A 15,241-nucleotide genomic window follows, 5' to 3' on the forward strand; every position below is an offset into this window, starting at 1 on the left:
TAACGCTCGTCGATCAGAACGGCAGCTTCATGCCCGGTGGCAGTTGCATGCCAGCGGTGACACCGCCCATTTTTTCCTGGCTGTTGGCTTCGATCTTGCGCACGGCGTCGTTGACGGCCGCGGCGAACAGCGCCTCGAGCATTTCCAGGTCATCTTCGCCAACGCCCGGCAGGACGCTTGGGTCGATGCTTACACGCTTGATGTCGTGACGACCGGTCATCACCACGCTGACCATATCGCCACCGGCTTTACCGGTGACTTCGGCGTTGGCCAGTTCTTCCTGCATCTTGGCCATCTTTTCCTGCATCTGCTGCGCCTGCTTCATCAGGCCGGCCATGCCACCTTTCATCATGGGAATCACCTCAAAAGTACGTGGATCAATTAGTAGCCCGGTTTCATGACGCTTGGGGCACCGGGGCTTCGACAGGTTCAATAGTATCGTGACGGACGACCGCACCGAACTGTTGCATCATTTGCTGGATGAGCGGATCACCGTGGATCGAATCCTCGGCCTCGCGCTGACGGTTGATACGCCGGCGGGTCGCGGCCTGGGCCGGGGTTTCCTGCTCCGGCTTGATCAGCTCGATGGCGATGGTCAGCGGGCGCTCATGGTACTGGTTAAGCGCATCGTTCAGGCGGCGCTGCTGGGTGGCGTTGAACAGGGCGCTGTGGGCCGGGTCCAGGTGCAACAGCCAGTGGTCGCCTTCGATGGAGATCAGTGTGCAGTTGGCGGCGATGCTGCCGGTCATGCCGGAAATCGGCAGTTTCGGGAACAACTCCAGCCATTGCAGGGCCAGGCCGGTGGCCGGGGCCGCGGCAGGCTCAGCCTCGGGCTCGGGGGCTGGCTCGGCGGTGTGTTCGCTGGCCAGGTCGTCCAGGTAGCTGTAGGCCGAATCCATGTCCGGCTCGATGTAGTCTTCATCCAGCGGCGGTTCGTCGTCGAGGTCGATGCCCGGCGTAGCGGCTTCCACCTGAGCCACGGTGGGCTCGGGGACCGGCGCAGACACCCACTCCGGTGCATCCAGCACTACGCTGTCCGGGGTCGGCGTAGGCATCGGCGTCAGCTCGGGCTGCTCGCTGCTGGTTTCCAGCACGGGCTCCACGGCGGGCGCCAGCTCGACCTCGACGTCAGTCTCTACCGGATCATTCCAGGGCAGGTCGACGACCGGTTCAGGCTCGTTGGCCGGTTCCGGCGCGACCACCGGCGCAGCCGACACAGTTTCAGGTTCAGGTTCAGGTTCTGGCTCAGGCGCCGGCGCAACTGGCGCAGGCGCAGCAACCACTGGCGCAACCACTGCTGCGCCAGCCACTGGTTTGGCGGAATCAACTGTGGCCTGGCTGATCCCCACTGGCTTTAGCGGCTGTCTCGGCGCATCGGCCGAATCGGCAGGCCGGAAGGCCAGCATCCGCAGCAGCACCATTTCGAAGCCGCCCCTCGGGTCGGGCGCCAGGGGCAGGTCGCGGCGACCAATCAGGCCCATCTGGTAGTAGAACTGCACGTCTTCGGCCGGCAACGCCTGGGCCAAGGCCAGCACGCGGTCGCGGTCGCCGTGGCCATTGTCGACCCCTTCGGGCAGGGCCTGGGCGATGGCGACGCGGTGCAGCACATTGAGGATTTCCGAGAGCACGCCATTCCAGTCCGGGCCTTGCTCCGACAGGTGGCGTACGGCCTCGAGCAACGCCTTGGCGTCGCCTTCGATCAGCGCATGCAGCACGTCGAACACCTGGCCGTGGTCCAGGGTACCGAGCATGGCGCGCACGTCGGCGGCCATGACCTTGCCTTCACCAAAGGCGATGGCCTGGTCGGTGAGGCTCATGGCGTCGCGCATCGAACCGTCGGCGGCGCGGCCGAGCAACCACAGTGCATCGTCTTCGAACGGGACGTTCTCGACGCCCAGCACGTGGGTCAAATGCTCGACCACGCGCTCGGGGGTCATGTTTTTCAGGGAGAACTGCAGGCACCGCGACAGAATCGTTGCAGGAAGTTTCTGAGGGTCGGTGGTGGCCAGGATGAATTTGACGTAGGGCGGCGGCTCTTCCAGGGTTTTCAACAAAGCGTTGAAGGAGTGGCTGGAGAGCATGTGCACTTCGTCGATCAGGTAGACCTTGAAGCGGCCACGGCTGGGCGCGTACTGCACGTTGTCGAGCAGCTCGCGGGTGTCTTCGACCTTGGTGCGGCTCGCGGCGTCGATCTCGATCAGGTCGACAAAACGCCCTTCGTCGATTTCCTTGCACACCGAACAGGTGCCGCACGGCGTTGAAGTAATACCGGTTTCACAGTTCAGGCATTTGGCGATGATGCGCGCAATGGTGGTCTTGCCCACCCCCCGGGTACCGGTGAACAGGTAGGCGTGGTGCAGCCGTTGGCTGTCCAAGGCATTGATCAGAGCCTTGAGCACATGGGTCTGGCCGACCATTTCGCGGAACGAGCGCGGACGCCATTTACGTGCAAGAACCTGATAACTCATCGAAAACCGTCGCAACTGGGAAGCGGGAGCCGGTAATGCTAGCGGAGCAAGGGGGAAATTGCATCCGGCACGCTCGCCTAATCTGACTAAGCTCTTCTGGTTGGCCCCGAAAAGGCCTGATCCCGGAGAGCATATGCGCGTAGTCCTGGGCGCTTTATGGATGATTACCACGGCTTGCAGTGCTGCGCCTGCACCGTTGCGCTTCTCGGTTTCCGACAGCTGGGCGATGCCCATGGTGCAACTGGAGGACGGCCGGCCCACCCAGGGCATTTTGTATGACCTGATGTTGAGCCTGGCCACCCAGGTGGACCGACCGGCTGAGTTCCATGTACTGGCGCGGGCGCGCATCTCGAGTGCCATGCAACATGGCGACATCGATGTGCGCTGTTATGTCACCCAGGCCTGGGTCGACAACCTGTCCGGGGACTACACTTGGAGCATCCCCTTGATGGTGCAGCGTAACCTGTTGGTGAGCACCCACATTCCTCCTCAGCCGGTGCAGGTCGACAAACTCGCGCCACAGGCCATTGGCACCGTGCTCAACTACCGCTATGCCAGCCTCGACCCGCTGTTCGCCAACGGCCAGCTCAGCCGCGATGACGCCCGCAGCGAAGAACAGGTGCTGCACAAACTGGTGGCCGGGCGTTTCAAGTTTGCCGTGACCAACGAATGGATCCTCGACCGCTTCAACCAGCGGATGCCGGTGGGCAAGCGGTTGCACAAGGTCGCGGTGATTGATGAGCAGAACCTTGGCTGCACCGTGCGCAATGACCCAAACGTGCCGGTTCAGCTCATCCTGCGCACCTTGCTGCGGATGAAAATGTCGGGGGAGATCGATCAGATCATCCAGCTCTACACCGGTGAGACTCCTGACAGGAACTGACAGGACCGTCTTATAGACTCGGCTCCCTCACACACGCAGCCCCCAGGAGCCCGCATGAACACCGTCGCCCATTACTTTTTGCTCTACGTCGACAGCCCGGCCACCAGCGCCAACTTCTACAGCCGCCTGCTGGGCAAGCCGCCGGTGCAGCTCAACCCCACCTTCGCCCTGTTTATTCTCGACAATGGAGTAAAGCTGGGTTTGTGGTCGCGCCATACCGTGGAGCCAGCGGCCCAACTGACGGGCGGTGGCGGTGAAGTGGGCCTGTCGCTGGCCGATAAAGCCGCCGTGGATGCGTTGCACGACCAGTGGGTAGAGCGCGGTGCGACGATCATCCAATCACCGACCACCCTGGACTTCGGCTACACCTTCGTCGCCCAGGACCTCGATGGCCACCGGCTGCGTGCGTTTTGCCTGAGCGACTGACCGCCAGCGCCCTTCCAGGCTGATAGCGGCCACGCTGGTCAACACGATCACACCGCCCAGCACCACTTGCAGGGCGATGTGCTCACCCAGCAGCGTCGCCGCCATCGTCATCGCCACTGGCGGGATCAGGTACATGGCCACCGACGCGCGGCTGACCTCGACATGTTTCAGCACATACCCCCAGGCCAAGTATGCCAGGGCGCTGGGGAAAACCCCGAGCACCAGCACCGCGAGGTTCTCGGGCGCCGGCGCCTGCATAACGGCAGCTGGCAGCCCCGGCAGGTTCACGCAGAGCATCAAGGTGCCCGCCCACACCATGTAGCAAGCCATCGTCAGCGGGCTGTAGCGATGGGCGTAGTGTTTCTGGATGGCGAAGTACAGGCTCCACGACACCGCCGCCAGCAGGATCAGCAAGCCGCGCGGGTCGATATCGCCCACGCCGTGATCGCCCCAGATCACCACCAGCACCCCGAGCAAGCCCAGCGACACACAGCTCCAGCGCCACAGGCTGACCCGTTCCTTCAAACAGAAAAACGCGATCAACACGCTGAACAGCGGTGCCGATTGTGCCAGCACGCTGGATGCCGCCGCAGTCACGAACTGCTGGCCGTAATTAAGGCTGGTGTGGTGCAGGAACACGCCAAAAAAACTCAGCACCAGCAGCCACGGCACATCCCGTAGGCATGGCCGGCCGATGCCCAGCACCAGCGCCACAGCGGCCATGAACACCGAGGCGATCAGAAACCGCAACAACGCGAGCTGGCCGGGGCTGTAGCTGTGCAGGCCCATGTGCACGCCAATCGGCGAATAGGCCCAACAGAGGATGACGCTGGCGATGACTAGCGTAAGCTTCAGGGGTGACGGGGTATTCATCGACGGCATCCAAACACTGAGAAGGAATGCCGTCAGTCTTGGCCGGGGCAAGGCGCAGGACAATTAACCGTTTCTGACTTCTGAAATCACTGGAACTGAGCGATGGAACTGGCCCAACTGAAAATGGTGCGAGCGGTGGCACAAACCGGCAGCGTGGCCCAGGCCGCCGTGCAATTGCATTGCGTGCCGTCCAACATCACCACGCGTATCAAGCAGCTGGAAAGCGAGTTGGGCACACCGCTGTTTATTCGCGCCGGGCGTGGGCTGGCGATCAGTGCTGCCGGTGAGATCTTCCTGGAGTACTGCGAACGCATCCTGGCGCTGGTGGACGAATCCAAACGCGCCGTGGACGCCAACGCCATTCCCCGTGGCACCCTGCGTATCGGCGCGGTGGAGTCGAGCGCCAGCGGGCGCTTGCCGCCACTGTTGGCGGAGTATCACCGACGCTACCCGGACGTCAGCCTGGAACTGGTCACCGGCGCCTGGGGCGAACTGCTCGACGACCTGCAACACCACCGCCTGGACGTGGCCCTGGTGGCCGCCGGCAATAAGCGCGCAAAGCTCGAACACAGCGTGGTCTACAGCGAACGCCTGGTGCTGATCGCCAGCGCCACCAGCGACCCGATCCACGGCGCCGAAGACCTGGCCGGCCGCACCTTGCTGGTGTGGCCTCCCGGCTGCCCCTACCGGGCGGCGCTGGAAAACTGGGTCAAGCCGCACGCCTTCAAGCCGGCGATTGCCAGCTATGCCAGTTGGGGCACGATCATCGGTTGCGTCAGTGCCGGGATTGGCGTGGCGCTCGCGCCGGAAGGCATCCTGGCCCGCTATGAGCAGGCCAATCAGCTGGCATCGTATCGCTTTGAGGAATTGCAGGCAGTGGACAACCTGCTGTTCTGGCACAAGGACACCCAGCGGCATGTGGCACGGGATGCGTTTGCCGGGTTACTCCGCGAAATATTCGGTTGATGAAGATCCAAAATGTGGGAGCGGGCTTGCTCGCGAAAGCGGTGGCTCAGTCACTGCATCCAGCGACTGACACTCCGTATTCGCGAGCAAGCCCGCTCCCACATTTAGATTTTTGCCGTTTTCGAGATCAGCTTTTGGGGGCCGCCAACCGCGCGTATTGATCCTGGCTGATCCACCCCGTAAACGAGCGACCCTCTGCGTTGATGAACTCGACCTGGGCCCAGCCATCCTTGAATGCCAGCACACCGACCACGTCGTTCTTGACGATGTAGGGACGTTTAGCCGCCTTGGCACTTGGATTTTTCAGCAGGTAAGCCTTGTCGGTTGAGGCCTGGACCAGGCCGATCCATTTTTTGCTGGCGGTCTGGGTCAGGTCCAGGCCGGTGGCAATTTCCGGCATCAGCACATTGAGGCAACCCGGATGCTGACGGCCTTCTGCCACGGTGAGGGTCACGCCATCGGACGAGGGTGCCACGCTGCCGGGGTAGGCAGTGTCGTTCCAGGTGGTCAGTGCTGAGGGCTTGCCTTGCAGGTAGAACGTGCAGCTGCGAGTAACGCCCTCGCCCATCTCTTCCGCGTAATAGCCTTCCACCTGATGCTCAGGCGTCACGGCCAGCATCAGCCCTTCGTATTTGCCTGAATGCAACGCCGGTGAACCGGCCAAGACAGGCGCTGCGGCGCACAACGACAACACACCCACTGCTAGAAAACGGATCATCTTATTTTTTTCCTTCAAGTTTCTCGTAGGCTTCTTTCATCAGGACGTCATAGTTGCCGTAGTCCTTGCCGTTATAGTTACGGGCCATCGAAGTGAAATCCTTGGCTTTCATGGCCGTCATCAACGCCGGGCTGTTAGCGCAAAACGCGAGAAACGCCTTCAGTTGGTTACCGACATTCACTTTTAATGCCGCGGCAAACTCAAACACCGTTTTGTAACCGCATGAGGCGTAGTTGAACCCCATGGTCTGAAACATGCCCCACGACGCCGACATCAACGCCGCTTCCTGGTCCAGGGCGAATGCAGTGGCCATGGTTTCCCAGGCCTTGACCTGATCCTTGTTATTGACCTGCCACTGCGGCCCGGCCTTTCTCACATAGATGTACGAAAGCAGCGGATGCGCCTGGTCGTAGATATGCTTGGTGTACTTGCGAAATTGGTGCCCTTCAAACGCAATGATCGGTAACTTGGCCGGCCCGAAACCCGAGCGACCACCGGACTCCACCGTGGCGAAGGCCCTGATGACATTCACCGAAATGCCGTTGCCCAACTGCTTGGCGGCATTCTGAAAATCCGTATCGGTGAGCGTCATGCCGCCATCGCACGTGGCCTGGAGCATCAATTGGCGATTGCGCCGCTCAGCCTCGATCATTGCCCGCATACGGTCCAGGTACACGTTGACGGTGGCTTGCACTGCGTCACCCTGGTTGTTACCGAATGCATTCAGAAAGCTTGGAATACGCATGCTCGGAAACGCCTTCACCGGTACCTTCACCGCCTCTTCGATCAGGCTGTTGAAGGTTTTACCGGTCGGGTCGATCACACCATCGGGGTGCGCGTATTTGAGATGACGGAACTGATACTGGCTGATGCACTGCACCAACTGACCGTCGCACTTGCCGTTTTCGGCCAGTGGGAAGCCCAGTTTGGGAATGATCAGATTGAATAAATATTGGATGCACTGCACATCGGAAGGCAAGTTACGGGCTTTACCGGGAGCGCCTACCGAAGCACTGATAAGACGGGGCAACCCTTGCAGGCTTTTCATCACAGACATCCTTGTTAGTTAAAGAAGTGATGGCACTTCAATATCAAATCCGCACCCTTGTCATACTCTGAAACAAGTGGCTGGCGGAAACTAACAAGGTGGTTTTAGGTTGTCCAGAGCGACCGCTGAAAGTTGTGAAACAGCCGAATTAAATAAATCAGTAACCGTGGAATTCACGGGTTTTCTGGTAGGTGTGGAAATCAATCCACTCGACCACGTCGTAAGGCAGGTAAAGCTGCATCCGCGCCCGGGAAATGGCGATGTACACCGCGCACAGCCGCTGGTCGAACGCGTAGGCGTCCTTGAACTTCACGTTGGTCAGCAGTTCGGGCGTCAGCAGCACCCGGTCGAACTCCATGCCGCCCGCCTCCTCCGCCAGCATCAGCAGGCATCGCTTGCCAGGCACGCCACCCAGCCGGTTCAAGCGCGTGATATCGGCGACGTTGAAGCCTTTTTCCAGCTCACTTTCGACCCACAGGAACGCCTCATCGAATTGGCTGGCATCGCGCACCTGCTGCCAGTCGTCCATGTCGCTGAAATACGCGTGGGGGCCGTTGTCACTGTGCTCGTTGCTGTAGAACTGCGGCTTGAACAAGGCGATAACGCTGGTCATAAAGCGTTGCAGGTCCTGCTGCGCCGCGTTGTTGGGGAACCCGAACGGGCAGTTGGCTTGCTGCAACTGAATCGCCCACTTCATGGTGTCCCAATGGGAAGCGGTCAACACCACGCAGCCTTCGGGCGGCACGAAGCCCTGGGGGTAGTGCTCGATACCGACGTCGGCATCCCGCGCGCCTTCGAAGGGCGTCTTGCCCTTCTGCGAATGCACGCTGATCAACGGGTTGACCAGGCGCTCGACGTTGCGGCCCGAACGCACCGAGTAACTGATGTCGGTGTGCCGGACTTCGCGCTTGCGCCTGACCACCTCACCGCTGGCCAATTGGTACTCATCGCCAAGGGTAATCAACACCTGGCGGCCGCGTTCGATGATCTGCAACAACGAGGGTGGAATGTCCTGGCTTTCATCGATCAGCACATGGGTGTATCGGGGCGGCACCACGCATCCATCGAGGCTTGCGCGCTTGATCAGCAACAGGGCTGCGAAGGCCGTCTGACCGGCCCACTGCGGGTTGGCGTCCAGATACGTCCACAACCGGCTGGAATACTCCAGCAACGCCTGGGCGTCCACGCTGGACAAGGCTTGCTTGAAATGCGGCAAATGCCTGGCCGACAGGCTGTGATGGTTGGAGTGGCAGTAGCTGTCGAGCACCTTCAGGCAGATATCAAGCGTTGCCGCGCCATCGTGACCACGCCAGCCGTGGATATTCAGGGTCTGCGACACTTCGTGTTTGCCGGGCAACCGAGTGGGTGTGGCCTGCGCGGCGGGCCGTTGCCCCTGCAACAGCGCCTTGGCGAAGGCAGCAAAGGTCGAACCGGTCTTGCTGTCCTTGGCCAGTCCCATGCGTTCACGCAGGGTCGCGAGTTTTGCTCCAGTACGCGCCAGTATCAAGGTTTGGGCCGGCCGCAGGCACTCCATCAAGGCGCCGAGCAGGTGGCTCTTGCCGATGCCCGCGTAGCCTTGCACATGCAGGTCTTCGTTCAGGTTGGCGCGGAAGGTGCGCACCAGTTTGTCCTGGGCCGGGCTGAGCCAGCGCTCGCGCTGCCGGGGCGTGATCATCTGCTGGCTGAACGGGTCATTGCTGCGCAGGTGGCGGACCTTGTAGCCGATATCCCATTTACCCGACGGCAGCAGGTAATCGCGCGCCGCGACTTCTTCAGCCGACAGCAGCCGCAGGTTGACGGTTTTGAGCGCATTGAAGCCGAAGTACAGCTTGCGCGGATCGAACAGCCGCTGGGCTTCGGACAGCAAGGTCGCGGCGCCCCCTGCCGGCGCGTCGACCGCCCAGTCGATCAGCTTGGTCAGGATGCGCTCGGCGCCGGCACAGGTCAGGTCTTTTTCCACGGCCTGGGCCAGGTTCTGGATGACCAGCACGGCGGCCAGCTCCGGGTCCGACAGGCCGGTCAGGGCCTTGGCACCGTCCGCGCCAAGCAGCGCCGTGCAAGTTTCCTGCGTGACAGGCAGGAAGACGGGGCTGGATAAATCAAAGTGTTCCGGTTGCATAGTTCCTCGCAACCAGGCAATCAGGCATTGCCCTGACTGCCCAGCTCAAACCGATATTCTCCAAGGGAGCCTGACATACCGCCGCCCTGGGGACGCGCGTCAGGCGTTGAAGCCATCGCGCTGATCTGCTGCTGAAGTTCGAACACCGCCATGTCCAGCAGCCTGCGCAAGTCTTCGGCACTCTGTGCGGCCACATTCAATTGCAGCGTGAAGGCCCCTGTGAGTGGCGGTGGCGTCGGCGCGGCGGGCGGCGCGGGCTCATCGGCCGCATCGGTCGCGCGGATCATTTCCGCCTGGCTGAGGATGTCCGCGTGCTCGTCATCCATCAGGTCCAGCACCTTCGATAACTCCAGGGTCTGTTCAGGGTGCGATTGAATACGGTCCTTGATCTCCAGGCGCCGCATCTGCCATTCCCGCAGTTTTTCGCGAGTGAGGTCGTCGACTTTTTCCACGTGTTCTGTCTCCGGATGCCAGGCACTGGAGTATGCCGCCATGGACTGCCCGATGGCAGATGGCGTGAAAGCATTTTTTGAATTGAGTTTGAGGAGGTATTGCAAGGAAGAGCGTTATGGAGGCAACCCCACCAGCCACACCCCGGCACACAATGTTCCCGCTGTGGCTGCTGCCTTCCGGCTCTGACCAGGTTCACGGGTAATCGTTGCGGGGGGACCGATGGGGTCACCATAACGACGCTGGCCTCTCGGCAAGCGGGGCCATTGTACCGATCTCATCGGAAGTTACAACCGTTGGGGCCGGATTAAAAATATCCGATGGTTCAAGCACTTGTGTCTATCGCGAGGACGCCATCGCCGGCAAGCCGACTTCTACAGGGTGACGGCTTCGTCTGCGCGGCCACCTTCCTCCTGGATCACCAGGTGGATGAAGTGCAGCTTGGCGATTACCGCCGGAGGCAGCACGAAAGGATAGAAATCCGGCTGGCCCATGCTACGTGACAGTTCGTTGAGCATGCCGGCCAGTTCAATCCAGGCGTTGACGAACGACAGGAACGCCGCGCCGCCGGGGTGCTCGGGGTCGTAGAGCGTGCTGAGGGGGAAGGGTTGGTAATCCAGGTCCATCTCGCGGGCGCTCATGCCAAAGCCGAGGGCGGTGTCGACGGCGTCCATCATGTGCAGGTAATGGGCCCAGGTTTCGGCCCAGTCTTCCCAGGGGTGCATGGTGGCGTAGGCGCTGACGCAGGTTTGCTGCCAGTCAGGGCGCGGGCCGTTTTGATAATGCTGATCGAGGGCTTCGGCGTAACTGGCGCGTTCGTCGCCGAACAGGGCGCGAAACGGTTCGAGCCAGTGGGTATTCGCGATCAGGCGATCCCAGTAATAGTGGCCTACCTCATGGCGAAAGTGACCGAGCAGCGTGCGGTAGGGTTCGCGCATTTGTACGCGCACCTTTTCACGGTGGGCGTCGTCGGCTTCCTTGATGTCGAGGGTGATCAAGCCATTCGCGTGGCCCGTCATCGGCGCGTTGCCCTCCAGGTCGATACCGACGAAGTCGAAAGCCAGACCGTTGTCTTCGTCGACACTCTTGGGCACGACTTGCAGGCCAAGGCTGATCAATTGCGCGACCAAGCGGCGCTTGGCGGTTTCGACTTTGCGCCAGCGCTCATGATTTTCTACGATCGACAGGTCAGGGATGGTGCGATTGAGGCTGCAGGCCACGCACAGCGGCGCGGTGCTGTGAGCCGGAATCAGCCAATTGCAGGCGGCCGGCGTGTCGAGGTTGGCGCAGCGACGGAAAGCGCCGGCGTCGAGGTTGCCATCTTGCAACCAGGTGCCTTCCACCGGGCCGGGCCGCAGGGAGTCCAACCTGGCTTGTTGGGGTTGGTAGCCCAGCAGCGCCTGGCAGGCCAGGCACTGGCTGTTGCGAAAGAACAGGGATTGGCCGCAACGGCACTGCCAGACCTTGCTGTCACGAGACGAGCCGGCCACGAACGGTGCGGCAATGCGCGAACTGAGTTGCTCGAAGTAGCGAAACATGGCGATCTCTCCCTGGGTGACTGAGACTAGATCACTTTCGCTTCAGAATCGTTCCACATTGTTGTAGTGAGCGGGCTTGCCCCGCGCTGGGCTGCGTAGCGGCCCCAAACCCGGCACTTCGGTCTATCCGAAACACTTCGGCGTCCTTGTTGGGGCGGCTTCGCCACCCAGCGCGGGGCAAGCCCGCTCACCACAGCAAGCCCGCTCACCACAACACGCTTGTTTACCCCACAGTCCACATCAGACAGTGATGTTGTGCTTGGCGAGGAAGGCGACGAAAGCCTCTTCGTCCAATACCTTCAGGCCCAACTCGTTGGCCTTGGCCAGTTTCGAACCGGCGCCTGGCCCCGCCACTACGCAGTGGGTCTTCGCCGAGACGGAACCCGCCACCTTGGCACCGAGGCTTTCGAGCTTGTCCTTGGCCACGTCACGGCTCATCAGCTCCAGGGAACCGGTGAGCACCCAGGTGTGCCCTGCTTCAGGCAAACCTTCCACGACTTTCTTCTCGCTCAGCCAGTGCATGCCGAAGTCCTTGAGCTGCTGCTCGATGGCCAGGGCGTGGTTGGCGTTGTCTGCATTATCGAAGAACTCGCGCACGGCCTTGGCCTGCTTCTCGGGCAGGGCTTGGCGCATATCCAGCCAGTCGGCCTTGATCACGCCTTCAAGGGTGACGAATTTGTCCGCCAGCTTCTGCGCCGCGCCGGGGCCGACGCTCGGTACGTGCAGCTTGTCGAGCAAGCCACCCAGGGTGGTACTGGCGGCGAACTCGGCGCTCAGCTCGCCCTGATCCTGCAGCTGCAAGGCGCATTCCTGCGGCGACAGCAGCGCGCCGATCACGTCCTGGTTGTGGCTGTCCTCGAAGAAGCTGTGAATCTCGTGCGCCACTTCCAGGCCCACGTCCGGCAAGTACGTCAGCACTTCCGGCAAGGCCTTCTGCACACGCTCCAGGGAGGCCAGCGAGCGCGCCAGCACCTTGGCCGTCTCCTCGCCCACGTCGGGAATGCCCAGGGCGTAGATAAACCGTGCCAGGGTCGGGGTCTTGCTGTTTTCGATGGCGGTGATCAGCTTCTTGCTGGAGATGTCGGCGAAGCCTTCCAGGTCGATGATCTGCTCGTACTTGAGCTTGTAGAGGTCTGCGGGCGAGCCGATGAGTTTTTCATCCACCAACTGCTCGATGGTCTTGTCGCCCAGGCCGTCGATGTCCATGGCGCGACGCGAGACGAAATGAATGATCGCCTGCTTGAGCTGCGCACCACAGGCCAGGCGGCCGACGCAGCGGTACACCGCGCCTTCGCTGACGGTTTCCTTGCCCTTGCTGCGCTTGACCAGTTGCGTGCGCTCCACGTGGGAGCCGCACACCGGACAGCTCTCGGGGATCTGCACGGCGCGGGCGTTTTCCGGGCGGCGCTCGGCCACCACGGAGACCACCTGCGGGATCACATCGCCGGCGCGGCGGATGATCACGGTGTCGCCGATCATCAGGCCCAGGCGCGCGACTTCATCCATGTTATGCAAGGTAGCGTTGGACACGGTCACACCCGCGACCTTGACCGGCTTGAGCCGCGCCACCGGCGTGACAGCGCCGGTGCGGCCGACCTGGAATTCCACGTCGAGCAGTTCGGTCAGCTCTTCCATGGCCGGGAATTTATGCGCGATGGCCCAGCGCGGTTCGCGGGCGCGGAAGCCCAGTTCGCGCTGCGAAGCAATGCTGTTGACCTTGAACACCACGCCGTCGATTTCATACGGCAGGCTGTTACGCCGTTCGCCGATGTCACGGTAGTAGTCCAGACAATCCTGGATCCCCTTGGCGAGTTTCAGCTCATGGCTGATCGGCATGCCCCATTTCTTCAGTTGTTGCAGGTTGCCGATATGGGTGTCACTGATGTCGGTGGTGACACCGTAGCAGCAGAATTCCAACGGGCGACTGGCGGTGATCTTCGAGTCCAGTTGGCGCAAGCTGCCCGCCGCCGCGTTGCGCGGGTTGGCGAAAGTCTTGCCGCCGACCTCCAGTTGCGAGGCGTTGAGCCGTTCGAAACCGGCCTTGGACATGAACACTTCGCCACGCACTTCCAGGGTCGCTGGCCAACCGCTGCCGTGCAGTTTCAACGGAATATTGCGCACGGTGCGCACGTTGACGCTGATGTCTTCGCCGGTGGTGCCGTCGCCTCGGGTGGCGCCGCGTACCAGTTCGCCGTCCTGATACAACAGGCTGACCGCCAGACCATCCAGTTTCGGTTCGCAGCTGTACTCAACGGCCGCGCCGCCCCCGAACAGATCACCCACCGGCAGGTCGAGGCCTTCGGTGACCCGGCGATCAAACTCAAGCATGGTGGCTTCATCAAAGGCGTTACCGAGGCTGAGCATCGGAATCTCGTGCCTCACCTGGGTGAACGCCGACAACGCCGCACTGCCGACCCGCTGTGTCGGCGAATCGCGCGTGACCAGGTCCGGGTGCTCGGCTTCCAGGGCCTTGAGCTCGTGGAACAGCCGGTCGTACTCGGCGTCCGGGATGCTCGGCTCGTCGAGGACATGGTAACGGTAGTTGTGCTGATCCAGTTCAGCGCGCAGTTCGAGGATGCGGGTGTGGGCGGCGGTCATGGGTGTTCTCTCAGAAAGCAAAAGAGCAGCCGAAGCTGCTCAATATGTTAGTGCGCTTATTCTACTGACAACGCTGAAGACCAATCCTCAGCGTTTCTGTGTCAGGGCGCGACGCTCGAACTCGACGATGCGCTGACGGTAATGTTCGATGGTTTGCGCGGTGAGGACGCTGCGTTGATCGTCCTTGAGCTCGCCGTTCAGTTCCTGGGACAGCTTGCGGGCTGCGGCCACCATCACGTCGAACGCCTGTTTCGGGTGACGCGGGCCTGGCAAACCGAGGAAGAAACTCACCGCCGGGGTGCTGAACAGGTCGATATCGTCCAGGTCGAAGGTGCCCGGCTTGACCGCGTTGGCCATGGAGAACAGCACTTCACCGTTGCCGGCCATGCTTTCGTGACGGTGGAAAATATCCATCTCGCCAAACCGCAGGCCGCTTTCGAGGATGTTCTGCAACAGCGCCGGGCCCTTGAAGCCAGCGGCGTCGCGGCAGATCACGCTGATCACCAGCACTTCTTCGGCGGCCGGCTGGTCGTTCACGGACTGGCGCGGGGCATTCTTGCCAGCGTTTTCGTCTGGGAAATCATCGTCGCGGCTGCTGAAGCCAGGGCCGTCATCGACGTCCAGGTCCAGGTCAGCCTGGCGCGGCTCTGCCACCACAGGCGCGGCGCGCTTGCCACGCTTGGAGGACGGCTCGCGGGCTTCACGCACGGGGGCGCTCATCGACGGCAGGTCGTGCTCGTCCAGTTGCGGTTCTTTGTGCGTATCCAGCACACGGGGCGGCCCCAGCAGCTCGGCGCTGCCGTCGTCGTCAGGCAAGTTGGACAGGTTGCGGTCCAGACGGAATTTGAGCTTGCCCTTGCCACCGCGCATCCGGCGCCAGCCATCAAAAAGAATACCGGCAATGACAATAATGCCGATGACGATCAGCCACTCGCGCAGACCGATTTCCATGTAATCCCGTGCCTCTAATAAAAAATGCTGAAAAATAAGGGGTTTAGCAACGTGCAAACCGCTTTAAAACGTGGCGCCAACTCTATGTTCTGACTGACGTTTTGCCCACGCATACGAAAATTTGACATTAAACTAGCACGACCAAAGATAACTTTACACCGTCTGTCAAAATGCCTTGAACAAATATGTCCATTTGCCACTTT

Annotated in this window: 13 protein-coding genes and 1 other RNA gene; 3 read left to right on the top strand and 11 right to left on the bottom strand. The window is 61.4% G+C overall.

Translation table 11 applies throughout. From position 1 onward, the window contains the following. Positions 1–13: 13 nt before the first annotated feature. Together KUA23_RS22370 and dnaX are read right to left on the bottom strand one after the other, a co-directional pair. Positions 14–352 carry a YbaB/EbfC family nucleoid-associated protein gene (locus tag KUA23_RS22370; RefSeq protein ID WP_003175481.1) on the bottom strand — a complete coding sequence of 113 codons (339 nt, stop codon included), beginning with the start codon at positions 350–352 and terminating at the stop codon, positions 14–16. Between the two features lie 43 nt (positions 353–395). Beyond that, positions 396–2,468: a DNA polymerase III subunit gamma/tau gene (gene dnaX / locus KUA23_RS22375; protein ID WP_346356356.1), complete on the bottom strand. Its 2,073-nt coding sequence runs from the start codon at positions 2,466–2,468 to the stop codon at positions 396–398. Between the two features lie 133 nt (positions 2,469–2,601). Here dnaX and KUA23_RS22380 point away from each other — a divergent pair, with 133 nt between their 5' ends. Both KUA23_RS22380 and KUA23_RS22385 read left to right on the top strand, forming a co-directional pair. Beyond that, on the top strand, positions 2,602–3,351 hold the full coding sequence (locus KUA23_RS22380) for a substrate-binding periplasmic protein (protein ID WP_099493590.1): 750 nt from the start codon (positions 2,602–2,604) through the stop codon (positions 3,349–3,351). A gap of 54 nt (positions 3,352–3,405) precedes the next feature. Beyond that, positions 3,406–3,777, top strand: coding sequence for a VOC family protein (locus KUA23_RS22385; protein ID WP_252992861.1), 372 nt, complete (start codon positions 3,406–3,408; stop codon positions 3,775–3,777). Here KUA23_RS22385 and KUA23_RS22390 read toward each other — a convergent pair. Beyond that, complete coding sequence (locus KUA23_RS22390; RefSeq protein WP_214497294.1) at positions 3,691–4,650, bottom strand: DMT family transporter; 960 nt, start codon at positions 4,648–4,650, stop codon at positions 3,691–3,693. The two genes, KUA23_RS22385 and KUA23_RS22390, sit on opposite strands and share 87 nt — an antisense overlap. A gap of 102 nt (positions 4,651–4,752) precedes the next feature. Here KUA23_RS22390 and KUA23_RS22395 point away from each other — a divergent pair, with 102 nt between their 5' ends. Then, positions 4,753–5,616, top strand: coding sequence for a LysR family transcriptional regulator (locus tag KUA23_RS22395; RefSeq protein WP_078049725.1), 864 nt, complete (start codon positions 4,753–4,755; stop codon positions 5,614–5,616). 127 nt (positions 5,617–5,743) lie between these two features. Here KUA23_RS22395 and KUA23_RS22400 read toward each other — a convergent pair whose 3' ends face one another. The 8 genes from KUA23_RS22400 to zipA form a co-directional block, all read right to left on the bottom strand. Next, positions 5,744–6,334 carry a hypothetical protein gene (locus KUA23_RS22400; protein ID WP_252992862.1) on the bottom strand — a complete coding sequence of 197 codons (591 nt, stop codon included), beginning with the start codon at positions 6,332–6,334 and terminating at the stop codon, positions 5,744–5,746. Position 6,335: 1 nt separating this feature from the next. Then, positions 6,336–7,382, bottom strand: coding sequence for an N-acetylmuramidase family protein (locus tag KUA23_RS22405; protein ID WP_028617487.1), 1,047 nt, complete (start codon positions 7,380–7,382; stop codon positions 6,336–6,338). Positions 7,383–7,539: 157 nt separating this feature from the next. After that, on the bottom strand, positions 7,540–9,501 hold the full coding sequence (locus KUA23_RS22410; protein WP_252992863.1) for an AAA family ATPase: 1,962 nt from the start codon (positions 9,499–9,501) through the stop codon (positions 7,540–7,542). Positions 9,502–9,521: 20 nt separating this feature from the next. Then, positions 9,522–9,953: a hypothetical protein gene (locus tag KUA23_RS22415; protein WP_346356357.1), complete on the bottom strand. Its 432-nt coding sequence runs from the start codon at positions 9,951–9,953 to the stop codon at positions 9,522–9,524. Between the two features lie 126 nt (positions 9,954–10,079). After that, positions 10,080–10,176, bottom strand: an RNA gene (gene ffs, locus KUA23_RS22420) — signal recognition particle sRNA small type. Positions 10,177–10,325: 149 nt separating this feature from the next. Then, positions 10,326–11,489, bottom strand: a complete 1,164-nt coding sequence (locus KUA23_RS22425) for a zinc-binding metallopeptidase family protein (protein WP_100492345.1) — start codon at positions 11,487–11,489, stop codon at positions 10,326–10,328. 240 nt (positions 11,490–11,729) lie between these two features. Then, positions 11,730–14,087 carry an NAD-dependent DNA ligase LigA gene (ligA, locus tag KUA23_RS22430; protein WP_252992865.1) on the bottom strand — a complete coding sequence of 786 codons (2,358 nt, stop codon included), beginning with the start codon at positions 14,085–14,087 and terminating at the stop codon, positions 11,730–11,732. Positions 14,088–14,174: 87 nt separating this feature from the next. Further along, a complete protein-coding gene (gene zipA / locus KUA23_RS22435; RefSeq protein ID WP_078049731.1) occupies positions 14,175–15,038 on the bottom strand; it encodes a cell division protein ZipA in 864 nt (287 codons plus the stop codon). Positions 15,039–15,241: the final 203 nt, after the last annotated feature.

Origin of the sequence: Pseudomonas pergaminensis, from assembly GCF_024112395.2 — a bacterium.
GTDB classification, from domain to species: domain Bacteria; phylum Pseudomonadota; class Gammaproteobacteria; order Pseudomonadales; family Pseudomonadaceae; genus Aquipseudomonas; species Aquipseudomonas pergaminensis.